A 13717-nucleotide genomic window follows, 5' to 3' on the forward strand; every position below is an offset into this window, starting at 1 on the left:
CTCCGGGTTGTTTCGTGTCGAAGGAGACTAATGGTGATTGGTGAGCAAGACGTCCTTGGCTTCGTTGATCCGCGCCGCCAGGAAAGACGTGCCTCCGAGATCGGGGTGCAGGCGCTGCATCAGGCGGCGGTGCGCCTTGCGGATATCCGCCGCGGTGGCCCCCGTTTCAAGACCAAGGATCTTGTAGGCCTCCTCCTTAGTCATGGCGCCAGAACCTGGCGCAACACCATGCCCGTCGCTACCGTGCGCATCCGCGTCTTCGCGCCAGACGGGAAACCGGCCATCAAGATAAGTCTCTAGCAATTGACGGCTCTCCTGGTCACCGGAGAGGTCTGCGTAGAGCTCCTTGAGTTCTTTCAGTGACATGGCGCTGAGCATCTTCTGCTCGTGCCGGCCGGCAAGCACCATGCCTTCCAGCACACCGCTGTCGTGGTCAAGCTCCATCTCAAGTGCGGCTGTACGCACTGTCGAGCGCTTTCCCGGCGTCTTTTTCTTCGAAGCGCGAATACGGCCGGACGAATACCAGGCAAACGCTGCCGACAGCAGCATACCGCCAAAGCCCACACGACCGACAAGCAGAAAGACGACGCCCACAAGCCCGACGGCTATTGGCCCGGCGAGTGTCGCCGTTCTGGCAAGGCTGGCGGGTTCGGCGCGCAGAAAAATCGTGCCAACTACCAGCAGCAGCATCGCAAGGCTCAGAATTCCAAGCAGAAGCGTCATCCGGACCTGCCGCGCAGATGTTCGATCATAAGGCGGTCCTCCTCGCGCCCACGCGCTTCAAGGGCCTTCAAGCCACCCGTAGCGAAGACCGCGATCGCGGAAAGCAGTTTTGCCAGCATCGCCGGCGCATTGCGATCGAAGCGGAACCATGCACCTTTCGACAACCGCGCGATTTCCTTGAAGGCAGCTTCCGCGAGATCATCTCGCCCTTCCTGAAAGACGAACACAGGGACGCCGTGCAGGCCGAGATTGCCCGCCTTCACCGCAAGATCGTCCACATCCTCCTCCATCGCATCGCCGATATAGACGAGCGCGCCGATTTTGGAGCGCCCGACTTCGCTAAGTGCATGTGAAAGAACCTTGCCGATCTGGGTATGGCCGCCCTGACAGGAGATCCGCATCATCAAACGCTTCAGTGATGCCGTATCGGCCACGAATTGCGAGGAACGGCATTCGCCGAGCCCGCGAAAATATACGAGCTGGACATTGAGCGAGCCTGCATGCTGCACGGCGTCGAACATTTCAGCCTGCAGCGAGCAGGCGAGATCCCATGTCGGCTGCCGGCTCATCGTCGCATCCAACGCCAGAATGAGGCGGCCAGAACCCGATCCCTTCGCCTGGCCCAGCGCTCGTGCCTGCCGCACGAAAGCTTCGACGTCCCCTGCGCTCGAATGCTTTTCAGGCGGCGAGGCACGATTGGCGATGGATGCAGGCGGCTTCTTCTCACTCATGAGAGGAAGATGTGGCGGGATGGCGCTGCTTGCAAGCCGGGTTAGCGCATCATGGGTAAAAACGGCTTGATGCGCGGCTTCATCGCTCGAGAACAAAAACGGCGCTGGGGCGCATGTCGGTGTCCCGGCCTACCCCGAAATCAGGCACCCGACATTCGGCTAGTTGCCGCAGCCGAGAACGCGGCAGATATGCCCGCCCCGGATCGCCGATCAGGACATCGATGCCGGCATCGAGGCATCGATCGAGAAAGGCCATAACGCGCTCCGCGAGTTGGCTTTCGTAAAAGAGGTCGCCAACGGCCACGATATCCACCGAGGGCGGCGGGCCAAACGTGAGATCGCTTCCAATTGCCGTGATCGAGACACCATTTTCCTCTGCGTTGAGGCCGATTGCGACAACGCCGTTGCGGTCGATTTCAGCGGCGATCACCTCGCTTGCACCGGCTTTCATCGCCGCAATGCCAACCAGCCCGGAGCCTGCCCCAAGATCGAGCACCCGCCGGCCTGTCACCGTTTCCGATCGATCAAGGAAATACCGCGCCAACACCAATCCGCCCGCCCAGGGATAGGCCCAGTAAGGGGGTAAAGGGTCTGCATCCCCTTCAGCTTCGGTCAGGCGCCGCAACCCGCTGCCCGGATGCGCCGTGTAAAGCCTGATCTCCGGCACGAAAGGCACTGCGATGACATGCATGTGCGCGCGGATGAAGCTTGCTGGAGCGTGGTCAGCCGGTTTGGCGATTGCACCCGGCACTTCGGAATTATCGGCGGGTGAACTCAAAGCAGTCCGAGGTCGGCCAGTTCGCGGCGCAGTTTTGGCGGCATTTCCACCAGGCCGGAATTGCCGGAACCAAGATCGGCGGGAGCATCGGGCGCCTTCAGATAGCGCCAGCCCTGAAAAGCGCGGCGCGGCTGCCAGTCGGTGCGGATAACGGCAGGGTCAAGCACCAGGTGGCAGCGCGAAATGCCCTCTTCGTCGGTGAAAGGCCGGATATCGAGAAGCCGCTGCCGGCACTGGACGTTGCTCTTGATGACCCAATAGAGCGAACCGCCATCAATGAGCTCCGCGCCGCGCGTCGGCATCATGCGGGTCGTATGATACTGCTCGACCGGTTCGCCGTTGCGCCGGCGCTCGTCCAGCCGGAAGGCGATCCACTCTTCCAGATCCTCGACGCTGTCGCAGCCGACGCAGAGTTTTATGAGGTTCAGGGCCATGGCTAATGGTTTAGCGCCGGCATCGGCGTCGTCAATTCAAATCGCCGTTCTCCACAGCCCGGGTTAGAGACTGTTTCGAAACTCGCTTTGGCGAGTCATGTGGTGGTGGTTTCGAGAACCGTAGCGCAGCGGACATTCGGGTCCGTGAGCAACGGAAGCGCAGAAAACGCCATCAGACGGCCGCCAAAGTAGAGTTTCCAAACGGTCTCTCAGCACTCCACCACGTTGACGGCAAGGCCGCCCAGGCTGGTTTCCTTGTAGCGCTCGTTCATGTCCATGCCGGTCTGGCGCATGGTTTCGATGGCCGCGTCGAGCGGCACGAAATGCTTGCCGTCGCCCTTGATGGCCAGCGAGGCGGCCGTCACCGCCTTCACCGCTCCCAGCGCGTTGCGTTCGATGCACGGCACCTGCACGAGCCCACCGACGGGATCGCAGGTCATGCCGAGATGATGTTCAAGCGCGATCTCGGCGGCATTTTCCACCTGTTCCGGCGTGCCGCCCATGACGGCGCAAAGCCCGGCGGCGGCCATTGCCGAAGCCGAACCGACCTCGCCCTGGCACCCGACTTCCGCGCCTGAAATCGAGGCGTTGGTCTTGATGATGCCACCGACGGCGGCAGCCGTCAGCAGAAAATCGCGAATGCCAGCCTGATCGGCCTCGGGATGGAAATGCAGCCAGTAGCGCAGCACCGCAGGCAGCGTACCGGCAGCGCCATTGGTCGGCGCTGTAACGACGCGGCCGCCGGCAGCGTTCTCCTCGTTGACGGCCATGGCGTAGATCGACAGCCAATCATTGGCCAGAAGCGGGTTCGGGCGGTTCTGACGCCATTCTTCCTGCAATTTGTCATGAAGCTGGCGGGCACGGCGGCGCACCTTCAACCCGCCCGGCATGATGCCGTCCTGCGACAGGCCGCGCTCGATGCAGCTTTTCATGGCGCCCCAGATGGCATCCAGGCCGGAGTCGAGTTCGTCGCGCGACTGGCGCGTCTCCTCGTTGACGCGCTTCATCTCGGCAATCGACAACCCGCTCTTGCCCGCCATGGCCAGCATTTCGACGGCATTCTTGAACGGATACGGCACCTTCGGGCCGGTCGACGTGTCGCCGCGCGATTTCAGGCGCTGAAGCTCTTCCTCGGAAACCACGAAGCCGCCGCCGATCGAATAGTAGATGCGTTTCAGCAGCAGCCGGTCGTCGGCATCGTAGGCGTAAAAGGCCATGCCGTTGGCGTGGCCGAGCAGCGGCGTCTTCTTGTCCAGCACCAGATCGGTTGCCGGATCGAAGCGATAGGATGGATGGCCCGGGGGTGCTACGCGCTTCTCAGCCGTGATTTTCTCGATGATCGCATCGGAAAGGTCAGGGTCTACGGTCGTCGGTGTCTGGCCGACCAGCCCAAGGATGACGGCACGGTCGGTGCCATGGCCAACGCCGGTATAGGCAAGCGAACCGTGCAGGCTGGCGGCAACGCGATCGACCTTCGCGCCTGCCGGGCGCGGCCAGTCGTCGCTCAGCATTTCCGCCAGGAAGCGGGCTGCAGCCGTCATGGGGCCCATCGTGTGCGAACTGGACGGACCGATGCCGATCTTGAAGAGGTCGAATACCGACAGGAACACGAGCGGTTGGTCTCCACGGACTGCAAAGCGCGGGCTGCGCTTGTCTCATCTATATATGGATGTTTGGGCGCTTTTGTCAGGCGAAGCTTGGCGCTTCCCGACCTCTGTTGCTTCGCCAACGACACCCTCAAAACAAAAGAGACGCGGAAAACCGCGCCTCTTTGAGATTTTGATGCTGTCTGCCGGGGTCAGCTTGCGACCGCTGCCGCCGCTTCGGCCCCGCTGACCAGCCAGAAAAGTACGATGATGCCTGCAATGCCGATCACTGCCTTGGCCGTGAGGCCCCAGCAGGATTTCTGAACGCTGTCGTCCATGATGTCTTTTTCTATCCTGTAATTCTTGCGAGAACGGCTTGCTGCCGTTTCTTTTCCCACCCCGCAGTGGAATGGCTGGATACGCCGTTCCACCGGCCTTCGCAACTGCAAAAGAGGCAAAAGCAAGGCGGATTTCGCATATCTGCCATGCGCCGGCCATCCGCATTTTAATAAAATCAATGATTTATCCGGGTTTGCGCGTAAACGCTTTCGCAAGCTGTGCGGCGGGATTGTGTCGCAGCCCGTCCGCTTGATGAAGGGCTTTTCTCGGCATCACGTCGCCGTGATATGTTCGCGGCATGCTCGATTCTCTTCACCTGACGGCAGCCGATCTCGCCGCACTGGCCTTCTTCCTGGTTGCCTGGGTGGTGCATACGCTCGCCGCCGACGGCAAGCTGGTCAGTCGCGTTTCGCTGAGCCGAGCAATGAACGCCCAGCGTGAAGCCTGGATGCAGACGATGGCGCGGCGCGAATTGCGCATGATCGACACGAGCATCATGGTCGGGCTCCAGCAGGGAACCGCGTTTTTCGCCTCGAGCTCGCTGATTGCAGTCGGTGGCTGCTTCGCCTTGCTCGGCGCGTCAGATCATGTGCTGACGGTTCTGTCGGACTTGCCCTTTGCCAGTGCTCCGTCGCGGCCGATCTTCGAGATCAAGGTGCTCGGGCTGATCGTCATCCTGGCCTATTCGTTCTTCAAATTCGGCTGGTCTTACAGGCTGTTCAACTACTGCTCGATCCTGATCGGAGCGGTGCCCATGGTTAGGGATGGTCATGCCAACGAAATCGAGATGGAAACCGCGATCCGCCGCGCTGCGCGCATGAACATACTGGCCGGGAAGCACTTCAACGCTGGTCTGCGCGGCATCTTCTTCTCGATCGGCTATCTCGGCTGGTTCGTTGACCCGATCGTGTTCGCGCTGACGACGGTGATCCTGTTCGCCGTGCTTTTGCGCCGCCAGTTCTTTTCAGCGGCAAGAGAGGCCGTCATGGTCGAAGCGCAGGATTACGCCGGGCCGGGAAACGGTGAGTCGATCCGCCCCGAGAGCCAATAGGCGAAAAGCCCGATCCATTCGCGGATCGCCATCGTCGTATTCTGAAGGGAATCCTGCGGGTTGTCGCGGAACAAGCCGACGCCCTCCTCGCCCGACGTGCGATAATCCACCGGCCATGGCAGTACCGAGAAATCGGCCTTGCGAAACAGCGCCATGGAACGCGGCATGTGGAAGGCTGAGGTAACCAGAAGCCACGTCTCGCCCGGCGTGGGCGTCACCAGCCGCTTGGTGAAAACCGCATTTTCGTAGGTGTTGCGCGACTGGTTTTCGAGCACCATGCGTTCAGGCGCAACGCCGAGCGCCGACAGCAGCCGGGGCGCGGTATCGGCATCGCCCTCGCCTTCAAGAACCAATGTGCCGACGCCACCGGAGATCACGATCTTCGCATCCGGAAAACGTCGCGCAAGAACGGCTGCCTCGACAAAACGATCGCCGGCGCTGTTCATCTCGTAGCCGCCGCGCGCCAGATTGATCGCGCCTTCCAGCCCACCGCCCAGCACGACGATGCCGTCGACCTTTTCCGGCAGGCTTGGGCGCTGAAAGCGCTCTTCCAGCGGGTTCATCAGCATCGCGCCGAGCGATGTCCACGTCGCTAATCCGAGGATCAGGAACGCGCTGACGCAGCCGGTCGCGGCCAGCCGCCGCCAACCGAGAAACAGGCCGATCACGCCGGCCAGCAGCAGGAAGATCGCAAGGTTCAGCGGCTGGATGAAAAACCAGAAGACTTTGGAGACTACAAAGAACATCCCGTCACCTTTTCAAAAGGATGGCGGAACAATCTCTACCACCACTTCTCCGGTTCGAACCGTCCCGCCGCCTGCTCGATGACGTGGGCGGTCTGGAACAGCGTTTCCTCATCGAAGGGCCGGCCGATAAGCTGGAGACCGAGCGGCAGGCCATGCGCGTCGAGCCCGGCCGGAACCGCGATGCCCGGCAGGCCGGCCATGTTCACGGTGACGGTGAAGATGTCGTTGAGGTACATTTTCACCGGATCGCTGGCCATGTCCTGATCGGCGATGCCGAAGGCAGCCGACGGCGTCGCCGGCGTCAGGATGACATCGACGCCGGCGGCGAAGACGTCCTCAAAATCCTTCTTGATCAGCGTACGCACCTTCTGCGCCTGAAGATAATAGGCGTCGTAATAGCCGGCCGAGAGCACATAGGTGCCGATCATGATGCGGCGCTTGACCTCGCGGCCGAAGCCGGCGGCGCGCGTCTGCTCATACATGTCGGTGATGTCCTTGCCCGGCACGCGCAGGCCGTAGCGAACACCATCGTAGCGCGCCAAGTTGGACGAGGCTTCAGCGGGTGCCACAATGTAATAGGCCGGCAGCGCATATTTCGTGTGCGGCAGCGAGATGTCGACGATCTCGGCACCGGCATCCTTCAGCCAGGCAATGCCCTTCTGCCACAGCACCTCGATCTCTTCCGGCATGCCATCGACACGGTATTCCTTCGGAATGCCGACCTTCATGCCCTTGATCGGGCGGCCGATCGCAGCCTCATAGTCCGGCACCGGTAGATCGACCGAGGTCGTGTCTTTCGGATCGACCGAAGCCATGGATTTGAGCATGATTGCGGCATCGCGCACGTCGCGGGTGATCGGGCCGGCCTGATCGAGCGAGGAGGCAAAAGCTACGACGCCCCAGCGCGAGACACGGCCATAGGTCGGCTTGATGCCGACCGTGCCGGTGAACGCAGCCGGCTGGCGGATCGAGCCGCCGGTATCGGTCGCGGTCGCGCCGGCGCAGAGCCAGGATGATACCGCCGCAGCCGAACCACCCGACGAACCACCGGGAACGAGCTGCCTGTTCGAACCACCCGCGCGCCACGGATTGACGACCGCGCCGTAGTAGGAGGTCTCGTTGGACGAACCCATGGCGAACTCATCCATGTTGAGCTTGCCGAGCATCACCGCACCATCAGCCCAGAGATTGGCGGTCACGGTCGATTCGTAGCGCGGCTTGAAGCCGTCGAGCACATGGCTGCAAGCCTGCGTGTGCACGCCCTCGGTGCCGAACAGATCCTTGATGCCGAGCGGGATGCCCTCGAGTGCCCCACCCTCGCCGTTGGCAAGCTTGTAGTCCGATGCCTTGGCCATGTCGCGCGCCTTGTCATGCGTGACCGCGACATAGGCGTTGAAGGTCTGGTTGGCAGCGTCGATTGCGCCGAGATAGGCGTCGGTCAGTTCGACGGACGAGATGTCCTTCGAGCGAAGTTTCTCGCGGGCTTCGGAAATGGTCAGTTTGGTAAGGTCGCTCATCAGGCAAGGTTCTTTTCGTAAAAACGGGAAAAGCCGGAATCGGGATAGTCGAGAACCGCGCCGCAGACTTGGAACCCGCCACGCTCATAGACGCGCCAGGCCGGCTCGAAGCCCGGTGCTTCGCCCGTCTCCAGCACGAGCCGCGAAATTCCCTTTTCGCGCGCCAGCGATTCAATGCGCTGCAGAAGCTTTGTGCCGACACGTTGGCCGCGCACTTCCGGCAGCGTGAACATGCGCTTCACTTCACCGAGGCTTTCGCCATGATCCTTGAGGGAAGCCATGCCGACCTGTCGGCCGGCTTCGTTGCGCGCGACAAGTACCGTCACGGTCGGTTCGGCCATCTGCTCGACGGTCAACTGGAACTGAAACTCCCGCGGCGTAAGCGGGATCATGTGGGCGTTGAGATCCGCCACCATGGCGCGCACGTCGTCCTGCAACGGGGTCTCGATGGCAATCGTTACCGTCATCGTGGTGTTACTCCACGACCTTCGGGACGAGGAAAAAGTTCTCGTCAGTTGCCGGCGCGTTGGCGACGATATCGGCCGCCTTGTTGCCGTCGGTGACGATGTCTTCGCGCTTGCGCATTGCCATCGGCGTCACCGAGGTCATCGGCTCGACGCCGGAAACATCGACTTCGTTCAATTGCTCGACAAAGCCGAGGATGGCATTCAACTCGCCGGTCATGCGCTCGGCGTCTTCCTCGGTGACGGCGATGCGGGCAAGATGGGCGACGCGCTTGACGGTGGCTTTATCGACGGACATCAAAAACTCTCCGGAAATCCGGGCTGCTAATCATGTTCGGGCTATAGCGGCGCCAAGCGCGGTGCGCAACAAGCATGTCCGCGCGATTGCCTTCGGGCGGCTAAATGTCCCTGCTTTCGCCGACCTTCGGCACGATGACATCGACGCCCGAGCCTTCCATGCCATCGACGAATTTCTCCGCCGTCTGGTCCAGCATCGGGAATGTCGCGTAGTGGCAAGGTATGACCGTCTCGAACTTGAAGAAGCGCTGGCAGGCCAAGGCCGCGACCGCGCCGCCCATGGTGTAGCGGTCGCCGACGGGTACCAGTCCGATCTTCGGCTCGTGCAGTTCGTTGATCAGCGCCATGTCGGAGAAAATATCGGTATCGCCCATATGGTAGAGTGTGCGGTCGTCGGGGAAATGCAGAACAAGGCCGCCGGGATTGCCGAGATAGACGTTCGATCCGCCCTCGCCGCCGAAGGACGAGGAATGCAGCGCCTGGACGAAGGTCGTCGTGAAGCCGCCACAATCAACGGTGCCGCCGAGATTGCCCGGATTGATCTTGTCGCCGCTGGCACCCTTGCCGACGAGATACATGCAGATCTCGAAATTGGCGACGAGCTGCGCGCCTGTCTTCTTCAGGATTTCGACCGAATCGCCGACATGGTCATTGTGGCCATGCGTGAGGAGCAAATGGGTTATACCTTCGGCTGGCCCTTCCCATCCCTTGCCCCATGACGGATTCTGGCTGAGGAACGGATCGATCAGGATCTTTGCGCCGCCTGCTTCGACGCGGAATGCGGATTGGCCATACCAGGTGATTTTCATGAAGGTCGTCTCCTCGATTTTCTCTTGCCGGGAAGATAGAAGGCAGCGCATTCATGTCAAAAGGAAAGCGGCGAGCCATTGAACATTGTCGTGATCGAAGACCTGCCGACCCTATTGGCCAATGGCAGGACGCTTGCCGGGCTTGATCTCGGCGACAAGACGATCGGCGTTGCCGTATCCGATCGCGGCCTGTCGTTTGCCCACCCGCGCCCCGTCATCATCCGAAAGAAGTTTTCCGTGGATGCGGCGAGCCTCATCGACCTGCTGACGAAGGAAAACACCGGCGCGGTGGTGATCGGCCTGCCGATCAACATGGACGGCAGCGAAGGACCTCGCGCCCAGGCTTCGCGCGCTTTCGTGCGCAACATCGCGCGCATGACCGACCTGCCCTTCGCCTTCTGGGACGAGCGGCTGTCGACGGTCGCCGCCGAGCGCAGCCTGATCGAAATGGACATGTCGCGGGCAAAACGGAAGACGAAGATCGATTCCGCTGCCGCCGCCTTCATTCTGCAAGGCGTTCTGGATCGGCTTTACGCGCTCGGTGAAGAGGCCTCGCCAAGATAACGTTCGCGTTGCGTTTTCAGCCATGCGCCAATCTGGCGGCGACGACGAAACGCATAGATGGCTAGCACGATGAGCGTGTCGATGATGCAGGCCTTGGCGACCATGCCGGGGATGATGGTCGGATCGATGCCGAGCGTGTCGCCATAGAGCTGAAAGACAAGATCGTGCACCTGCCTGGTCAGCATGACATAGCCGAAATTGATGTTGTAGAATGACAGGCCGAACCAGCCCCAGAACAGCACCAGCGGCAAAGCCCAAAGCGCAAGAACATAACGCATCAGGCGTTCCCTCGCGGGTCGTGCCGGCCGGAAATGCGCGACAGCATGGCTCCGTGGGCTGCTCCCATCGCCATCGACCGCGCCACTTCTTGGGCATCGTCCTCTTCGGGTGAAGCCGTCAGCAATGCTGCCCAGCGCTCGGCCTGTATAGCGAGATAGGACGTGGTTATCGCCGCAAGAACCGCCGCGACTACTGGAAAGATGCCGGCATCCGCGCGCATAACCCCCAGAACCAGCATCAAGGACAGGACGCCTGCAGCGGCAGCGAAGGCCACGCGGGTCACTTCGTCCGGGTCACCCTGATCCGAAGGTTCGCAGAGGAACAGCGTCAGAAATGCCCAGAGGAACAGGGCTGCCACGAGTGCAAAAGTCACCGAGAGAAAGACGCTGGACGGCGAACCGACAGTGACTGCGTTTTCATCCGGCAAGGCTATTCCGAGGATATCGAGCGCATTCGAAGCACCACCGGCACTTCCGAAGACGCAGGCCATCGCCAGCAGCGCGAAGGCTGCTGCCCAATGGAAGGTCAAGAAGGAGCCGAGAAGATGGCGCATGGGAATCCTTTTGGTCTCCTTCCACAGTGGAGCCGGAGCATTTTCACCGCAACGGAAACCATTTGTTAAGGTTAACGGACGGAGGCGCGCTGTTGATAACGGCAAGACATAGGCTCTATAGAACCGTCCATCGTTCGCCGCCCCGCCCTCGCCTTCAACCTTGAAGCGTCCATGCTCCCGATCTTCGAAAGCATCCTGCCGATTTTCCTGCTCATCATCGGCGGTAATCTCCTGCGTCGCATGCCGCTGATCGATTCGTCGGCGTGGCTTGGCCTGGATCAGATCGGCTTCTGGTTCCTTTATCCTGCGCTGCTGTTCGTCACGATCTACAATGCCGATTTCAGCGGACTTCAGCTCGACGCGATGATGGCCGCGTTGCTGGTGGCATTGGTTGCGATGATCGCCATCACCCTTGCGCTGTGGCCTCTCCTGAAACCCAGCGGCCTTGTCCGCAAAAGCGAATTCTCCTCGATCTTCCAGACGTCGGTGCGCTGGAACAGCTTCATCGCACTGGCGATCGCCCAGAAGATATTCCCGCCTGCCGGAATGGCGGTGGTGGCCCTTGTCATGGCGGTCATCATCATACCGATAAACCTGACCACGGTTTTCACCGTCACGCGGTTTGCCGACCATTCCATAAACTGGGCGCGCATTGGCCGCGGCATCGTGACCAATCCGATGATTCTCGGTTCGCTCGCCGGTATCCTGTTCAGGCAATTGCCGTTCGAACTTTACGGGCCGCTCAACCAGGCGCTCGGCCTGATCGCAAATGCGGCGCTCGGAATGGGACTTCTCGCGGTGGGGGCTGCGTTGCGCGTCAGCGACCTGTGGCAACCGCGTCTCGGCCTTGTCCTGCCATTGGTGCTCAAACTGGTGGTCTTCCCGATATTGCTTGTCGGCGCGGGTCTTGCCTTCGGCGTCAGTGGGTTGCAACTCAGCTACCTGGCGCTTTGCGCGGCGGTGCCATCTGCCATGAACGGCTATCTGCTGGCGCGGCAACTTGGCGGCGATGCAGAACTCTACGCCGCCGTCACCACGCTGCAGACGATTGTCTCGTTCGTCACCATACCAGCCGTGCTGGCAGTTACGGCTCAGTTGGCAGGATAGAGCGTATCAACGATCATGCGCGCATCGTGGCGCGCGTCGAGCATGCCGTAGGTTCCGCGCCATTGGCCGGCCAGCCGCGTTTCGATGAAGGCGTCGGCAATGCGCCCTGCCCCCAACCGCTTCAGTTCGGCGGCGGCGGCCGACAGCGCGAGTTGTTCGGTCAGTATGCGCGCCGAACCTTCGTCTGAAGATGCGACCTGCATGGCGGCACGCAAAACGCCGATGGTGCCGGGCCCGCCGGCGCCCAGGTCACGCTCGATGCCGGCAAGCACTTCATCGAAAAGGCCCGGCGCGCGACCAAGCACACGCAGCACATCGAGCGCCATGACATTGCCCGAGCCTTCCCAGATCGCATTGACCGGAACCTCGCGGTAGTAGCGCGCCAGCGGCGCTTCCTCGACATAACCGTTGCCGCCGAGGCACTCCATCGCCTCGTAAAGCAATGCCGGTGCGATCTTGCAGACCCAGTATTTGACCACAGGCGTCATGGCCCTCGCGAATGCCGCCTCGCCACGATCGCTCGCGGCCTCGTCAAACGACCGCGCCAACCGAAACGACAGCGCCGTGGCGCCGGCAGCGTCCAGCGCCATGTCGGCCAGAACGCGCTGCATCAGCGGTTGTTCGATGAGACTGGAGCCGAACACCTGGCGGTGGCGGGCATGATGGACGGCTTCCGCCAGCCCCGCGCGCATGATGCCCGACGATGCGACGGCACAGTCGAGGCGGGTCAGCGTGACCATGTCCATGATGGTCTTCACCCCCTCGCCCGGCTCGCCGACCATCTCGCCGATGGAGTTGACGAACTCGACTTCCGAGGAAGCGTTGGAGCGGTTGCCCAGCTTGTCCTTCAGGCGCTGGAAACGAAACCCATTGCCGGTTCCATCGCCCAGGATACGCGGCACGAGGAAGCATGACAGGCCCTCGCGCACTTGCCCAAGCACCAGAAAAGCATCTGACATCGGTGCCGACATGAACCATTTATGGCCGGTGAGCCGATAAAAACCGCTGCCGACACGTTCGGCCTTGGTGGTGTTGGCGCGCACATCCGTACCGCCCTGCTTCTCGGTCATGCCCATGCCGAGCGTCAGCCCGGTCTTTTCGACCGGCGGCTTCTGCGCCTGATCGTATTTGCGCGTGGTGACGCGGGGCGCCCATTCGCGAAACAGTTTCGGGCTGGCCATCAACGCGGCCAGCGAGGCATTGGTCATCGTGATCGGGCAGAGATGCCCGGACTCCAGCTCGGACGTCAGATAGAATCGCGCGGCGCGAATCTGATGGCGCTTGCCGGTTTCGTTGGCGCCGTTTTCCCACACCGAGGAGTGCAAGCCGACGGCAACCGAACGGCGCAGCAGCGCGTGATAGGCGGGATGGAACTCGACCAGATCGATGCGCCGGCCCTGCCGGTCATGCGTCTTGAGCTTTGGCGTTTCAGTGTTGGCGAGGCGCGCAAGATCCTGCGCTTCGGAGCTCAAAACGAAACGGCCGAGACCATCCAGATCCTTGCGGACCGGCTCCGAAAAATGCTCGGCAAGCTGTACCAGCAACGGATCGCCCCGCCAGGCATTGCTTCCGGTCAATGGCGGGGGCTGGTTCGTTACCTCGTCGGTCACGCGCTTTCCTTAACTGGTTCTTCGGCGCGCCATGCGAATCCGAAGCGGGGTGGACGGTTTTATAACGCAAGGATTGGTAGCCGCGCGATTAAAATCCCGGGAGAAATCGCGCCAACCCACAACGACAGC

The 13717-nt window shown here is 61.5% G+C and carries 17 protein-coding genes; 3 read left to right on the top strand and 14 right to left on the bottom strand.

Features of this window, described 5'->3' with window-relative positions; genetic code table 11:
• Positions 1 to 27: 27 nt before the first annotated feature.
• The 6 genes from G6N74_RS03055 to G6N74_RS31140 all read right to left on the bottom strand — a co-directional run bounded on the left by G6N74_RS03055 (position 28) and on the right by G6N74_RS31140 (position 4590).
• Positions 28 to 723 carry a DnaJ domain-containing protein gene (locus G6N74_RS03055; protein ID WP_165114144.1) on the bottom strand — a complete coding sequence of 232 codons (696 nt, stop codon included), beginning with the start codon at positions 721 to 723 and terminating at the stop codon, positions 28 to 30.
• Entirely contained in the window at positions 720 to 1454 is a 735-nt protein-coding gene (locus G6N74_RS03060; RefSeq protein WP_165114147.1) for a vWA domain-containing protein, read from the bottom strand. The genes G6N74_RS03055 and G6N74_RS03060 overlap by 4 nt, the downstream gene beginning before the upstream one ends.
• A gap of 79 nt (positions 1455 to 1533) precedes the next feature.
• The gene (locus G6N74_RS03065; protein ID WP_165114438.1) at positions 1534 to 2145 is read right to left on the bottom strand and encodes a class I SAM-dependent methyltransferase; all 612 of its coding nucleotides are present in this window, start codon (positions 2143 to 2145) and stop codon (positions 1534 to 1536) included.
• Between the two features lie 83 nt (positions 2146 to 2228).
• On the bottom strand, positions 2229 to 2666 hold the full coding sequence (locus tag G6N74_RS03070) for a DUF1489 family protein (RefSeq protein WP_165114149.1): 438 nt from the start codon (positions 2664 to 2666) through the stop codon (positions 2229 to 2231).
• Positions 2667 to 2875: 209 nt separating this feature from the next.
• Complete coding sequence (locus G6N74_RS03075) at positions 2876 to 4276, bottom strand: L-serine ammonia-lyase (RefSeq protein ID WP_165114151.1); 1401 nt, start codon at positions 4274 to 4276, stop codon at positions 2876 to 2878.
• Between the two features lie 188 nt (positions 4277 to 4464).
• Complete coding sequence (locus G6N74_RS31140) at positions 4465 to 4590, bottom strand: hypothetical protein (protein WP_281353934.1); 126 nt, start codon at positions 4588 to 4590, stop codon at positions 4465 to 4467.
• A gap of 299 nt (positions 4591 to 4889) precedes the next feature.
• Between G6N74_RS31140 and G6N74_RS03080 the strand changes: the two genes are divergently transcribed.
• Entirely contained in the window at positions 4890 to 5642 is a 753-nt protein-coding gene (locus G6N74_RS03080; RefSeq protein ID WP_165114153.1) for a DUF599 domain-containing protein, read from the top strand.
• Here G6N74_RS03080 and G6N74_RS03085 read toward each other — a convergent pair.
• The 5 genes from G6N74_RS03085 to G6N74_RS03105 form a co-directional block, all read right to left on the bottom strand.
• On the bottom strand, positions 5594 to 6388 hold the full coding sequence (locus tag G6N74_RS03085) for a YdcF family protein (RefSeq protein WP_165114155.1): 795 nt from the start codon (positions 6386 to 6388) through the stop codon (positions 5594 to 5596). The genes G6N74_RS03080 and G6N74_RS03085 overlap by 49 nt on opposite strands.
• Positions 6389 to 6423: 35 nt before the next feature.
• Positions 6424 to 7905 (bottom strand): Asp-tRNA(Asn)/Glu-tRNA(Gln) amidotransferase subunit GatA, encoded by a 1482-nt coding sequence (gene gatA / locus G6N74_RS03090; RefSeq protein ID WP_165114157.1) that lies wholly within the window; start codon positions 7903 to 7905, stop codon positions 6424 to 6426.
• Positions 7905 to 8372 (bottom strand): GNAT family N-acetyltransferase, encoded by a 468-nt coding sequence (locus G6N74_RS03095; RefSeq protein ID WP_165114159.1) that lies wholly within the window; start codon positions 8370 to 8372, stop codon positions 7905 to 7907. The genes gatA and G6N74_RS03095 overlap by 1 nt, the downstream gene beginning before the upstream one ends.
• Positions 8373 to 8379: 7 nt before the next feature.
• Entirely contained in the window at positions 8380 to 8667 is a 288-nt protein-coding gene (gene gatC / locus G6N74_RS03100; RefSeq protein WP_119818150.1) for an Asp-tRNA(Asn)/Glu-tRNA(Gln) amidotransferase subunit GatC, read from the bottom strand.
• A 100-nt stretch (positions 8668 to 8767) separates the two neighbouring features.
• Positions 8768 to 9475: a metal-dependent hydrolase gene (locus tag G6N74_RS03105; protein ID WP_091916773.1), complete on the bottom strand. Its 708-nt coding sequence runs from the start codon at positions 9473 to 9475 to the stop codon at positions 8768 to 8770.
• 78 nt (positions 9476 to 9553) lie between these two features.
• Here G6N74_RS03105 and ruvX point away from each other — a divergent pair, with 78 nt between their 5' ends.
• Positions 9554 to 10039, top strand: a complete 486-nt coding sequence (ruvX, locus tag G6N74_RS03110) for a Holliday junction resolvase RuvX (protein WP_165114162.1) — start codon at positions 9554 to 9556, stop codon at positions 10037 to 10039.
• Here the strand turns inward: ruvX and G6N74_RS03115 are convergent.
• Together G6N74_RS03115 and G6N74_RS03120 are read right to left on the bottom strand one after the other, a co-directional pair.
• Positions 10006 to 10317, bottom strand: coding sequence for a DUF6105 family protein (locus G6N74_RS03115; RefSeq protein ID WP_165114164.1), 312 nt, complete (start codon positions 10315 to 10317; stop codon positions 10006 to 10008). The genes ruvX and G6N74_RS03115 overlap by 34 nt on opposite strands.
• Positions 10317 to 10871 (bottom strand): hypothetical protein, encoded by a 555-nt coding sequence (locus G6N74_RS03120; protein ID WP_165114166.1) that lies wholly within the window; start codon positions 10869 to 10871, stop codon positions 10317 to 10319. Before G6N74_RS03120 ends, G6N74_RS03115 begins: the two co-directional genes overlap by 1 nt.
• Before the next feature lie 171 nt (positions 10872 to 11042).
• On the opposite strand from G6N74_RS03120, the gene G6N74_RS03125 reads away from it, so the two are divergent.
• Positions 11043 to 11978 (top strand): AEC family transporter, encoded by a 936-nt coding sequence (locus G6N74_RS03125; protein WP_165114168.1) that lies wholly within the window; start codon positions 11043 to 11045, stop codon positions 11976 to 11978.
• On the opposite strand, the gene G6N74_RS03130 is transcribed toward G6N74_RS03125, so the two are convergent.
• Positions 11963 to 13588, bottom strand: a complete 1626-nt coding sequence (locus tag G6N74_RS03130; protein WP_165114170.1) for a DNA alkylation response protein — start codon at positions 13586 to 13588, stop codon at positions 11963 to 11965. The two genes, G6N74_RS03125 and G6N74_RS03130, sit on opposite strands and share 16 nt — an antisense overlap.
• Positions 13589 to 13717: the final 129 nt, after the last annotated feature.

The sequence above is a fragment of the Mesorhizobium zhangyense genome, from assembly GCF_011045115.1.
Classification (GTDB): domain Bacteria; phylum Pseudomonadota; class Alphaproteobacteria; order Rhizobiales; family Rhizobiaceae; genus Mesorhizobium_M; species Mesorhizobium_M zhangyense.

Excerpts from the sequence above, each read along its gene's own strand:
- gatA (WP_165114157.1), bottom strand. The coding sequence starts at position 7,905 with ATGAGCGACCTTACCAAACTGACCATTTCCGAAGCCCGCGAGAAACTT.
- G6N74_RS03080 (WP_165114153.1), top strand. The coding sequence starts at position 4,890 with ATGCTCGATTCTCTTCACCTGACGGCAGCCGATCTCGCCGCACTGGCC.
- G6N74_RS03105 (WP_091916773.1), bottom strand. The coding sequence starts at position 9,475 with ATGAAAATCACCTGGTATGGCCAATCCGCATTCCGCGTCGAAGCAGGC.
- G6N74_RS03055 (WP_165114144.1), bottom strand. The coding sequence starts at position 723 with ATGACGCTTCTGCTTGGAATTCTGAGCCTTGCGATGCTGCTGCTGGTA.
- gatC (WP_119818150.1), bottom strand. The coding sequence starts at position 8,667 with ATGTCCGTCGATAAAGCCACCGTCAAGCGCGTCGCCCATCTTGCCCGC.
- G6N74_RS03085 (WP_165114155.1), bottom strand. The coding sequence starts at position 6,388 with ATGTTCTTTGTAGTCTCCAAAGTCTTCTGGTTTTTCATCCAGCCGCTG.
- G6N74_RS03115 (WP_165114164.1), bottom strand. The coding sequence starts at position 10,317 with ATGCGTTATGTTCTTGCGCTTTGGGCTTTGCCGCTGGTGCTGTTCTGG.
- G6N74_RS03065 (WP_165114438.1), bottom strand. The coding sequence starts at position 2,145 with ATGCATGTCATCGCAGTGCCTTTCGTGCCGGAGATCAGGCTTTACACG.
- G6N74_RS31140 (WP_281353934.1), bottom strand. The coding sequence starts at position 4,590 with ATGGACGACAGCGTTCAGAAATCCTGCTGGGGCCTCACGGCCAAGGCA.
- G6N74_RS03125 (WP_165114168.1), top strand. The coding sequence starts at position 11,043 with ATGCTCCCGATCTTCGAAAGCATCCTGCCGATTTTCCTGCTCATCATC.
- G6N74_RS03120 (WP_165114166.1), bottom strand. The coding sequence starts at position 10,871 with ATGCGCCATCTTCTCGGCTCCTTCTTGACCTTCCATTGGGCAGCAGCC.
- G6N74_RS03070 (WP_165114149.1), bottom strand. The coding sequence starts at position 2,666 with ATGGCCCTGAACCTCATAAAACTCTGCGTCGGCTGCGACAGCGTCGAG.
- G6N74_RS03095 (WP_165114159.1), bottom strand. The coding sequence starts at position 8,372 with ATGACGGTAACGATTGCCATCGAGACCCCGTTGCAGGACGACGTGCGC.
- G6N74_RS03060 (WP_165114147.1), bottom strand. The coding sequence starts at position 1,454 with ATGAGTGAGAAGAAGCCGCCTGCATCCATCGCCAATCGTGCCTCGCCG.